Genomic DNA, 2,043 nt, shown 5'->3' with positions numbered 1-2,043 from the left:
GCCAGCGGTGTTTTGAGTTCGTGCGAAATATGGCGCAGGAAACGCGATTTATCGGCGTCCAGCTCCACCAGCCGCAGGCGCAGCCAATTCAGGCGCTGCCCCACCAGGGCCAGGTCGGCCGGCCCCTGGATGGTGATGACCTGGTCGAGCCGGTTTTCCCCCAGGCCCACGATGGCGTTCTCCAGGCGCCTGAGCGGCAACGTGAACCACACGCCGAATGCCAGCGCCATGGCGATGGCCAGCACGATGGCCCAGGTTACCTGCTGGGTCAGCCGCTGGCGGCTGGCCTCGAGCTTGCCCTCCAGCGACTTGTTGCGTTGCTGAATCGCCTGTTGCACCTGCACGGCGATGGCGGCGTTGACACTTTCCAGTTCGCGGAATTCTTGCGCCAGCTGGCGTTCCCGGTCCAGCGCGGTACCGGTCGGGCCGGTCAGCAGATCGCCGATGCTCTGCATGTGCGCGCGCCATTGCCGGGCTTTGGCCACCGGTACGTCTTCTCGCGCCAGACTGGTCAGGATACTCGCAGCTTCACGGGCCTCGTCACCGAAGCGCTCACGCAATACCCGGTCGTCGAGGACGACCGACTGGCGGGATGTACGCTCCATCGATACGCTGCGCTCGGCCAGGGACTGCGCCGCGCTGCTGAGTTCGAGGGCACGTGCGGCATTGCTGCGGCTTTGCAGCGAAAGGTCTTCCAGGGTAAACAGCGCCCGCRGCGAGGCGGCGCCCAGCAGGGCAGCAATCAGCAGGAAGGCGATCACCAGAAGTTGCCGGAACGAAAATCGTTGCAGCATGCGTGTCGAGTGCTTGAGCAACGCGCGGGCGGTCTCAGGCCGCCACGGCGACGTCCCGCGTCAGGACTTCGCCGCGCAGCGAACGCTGCGTGGCCTGGGTGATGGTGATGTCCAGCATCTGGCCGATGAGGCGCGGCTGGCCCTTGAAGTTGACCACGCGGTTGCACTCCGTGCGGCCCATGAGTTCGGTCGGATCCTTGCGCGAGGCGCCTTCCACCAGAATGCGCTGCACCGTGCCCTGGCGGCTGGCGCTGATGGCGCGCACGCTGTCGTCAATCGCGGCCTGCAAATGTTGCAGACGCTTGAGCTTGACCTCGTGCGGTGTGTCGTCCTGCAGCGCGGCGGCGGGGGTGCCGGGGCGTGGGCTGTAAATGAAGCTGAACGAGGTGTCGTAGCCGATCTCGTCGATCAGCTTCATCATCTTGCCGAAGTCGTCTTCGGTCTCGCCGGGGAAGCCCACGATGAAATCGCTGCTCATGGCCAGATCCGGGCGGATGGCGCGCAGCTTGCGGATGGTGCTCTTGTATTCCATGGCGGTGTAGCCGCGCTTCATCGCCATGAGGATGCGGTCGGAGCCGTGCTGAACCGGCAAATGCAGGTGGTTGACCAGTTTGGGCAGCTTGGCGTAGGCGTCGATCAGGCGCTGCGTGAACTCATTGGGGTGGCTGGTGACGTAGCGGATGCGCTCAATGCCCGGGATGTCGGACACGTATTCGAGCAAGGTTGCGAAGTCGGCGATCTCGGCCGTGCCACCCATGGGGCCACGGTAAGCGTTGACGTTTTGCCCGAGCAGCGTGACTTCCTTGACGCCCTGGTCGGCCAGGCCGGCGACTTCGACCAGCACGTCTTCGAAGGGCCGAGAGACCTCTTCGCCACGGGTGTAGGGCACCACGCAGTAGCTGCAGTACTTGGAGCAGCCTTCCATGATGCTCACGAAGGCGCTGGCGCCCTCGACGCGCGCCGGCGGCAGGTGGTCGAATTTTTCGATCTCGGGAAAGCTGATGTCGACCTGCGGCTTGCCCAGCCGGGTCCGGTCGGCCAGCAGCTGCGGCAGGCGGTGCAGGGTTTGCGGGCCGAAGACCACGTCGACATAAGGTGCGCGCTGGATGATGGCCGCGCCTTCCTGGCTGGCTACACAGCCGCCGACGCCGATCAGCACGCCTTTTTCTTTCAGGTGCTTGACGCGGCCCAGGTCGCTGAAGACTTTCTCCTGGGCTTTTTCGCGCACGGAGCAGGTATTGAACAGGAT

1 protein-coding gene and 1 pseudogene are annotated in these 2,043 nt (G+C 64.7%); both read right to left on the bottom strand.

Annotated elements, in window-relative coordinates; genetic code table 11:
• Positions 1-794, bottom strand: a pseudogene (locus AC1D1P_RS21900) (two-component sensor histidine kinase); the annotation flags it as partial.
• Positions 795-828: 34 nt separating this feature from the next.
• The coding region (miaB, locus tag AC1D1P_RS21895; protein ID WP_477674424.1) for a tRNA (N6-isopentenyl adenosine(37)-C2)-methylthiotransferase MiaB at positions 829-2,043 on the bottom strand (1,215 nt) is incomplete at its 5' end.

The sequence above is a fragment of the Polaromonas sp. P1_E1_2 genome, assembly GCF_056406035.1.
The sequence above is the reverse complement of the archived record's forward strand: the minus strand, read 5'-3'. Positions and strand labels throughout refer to the sequence as shown.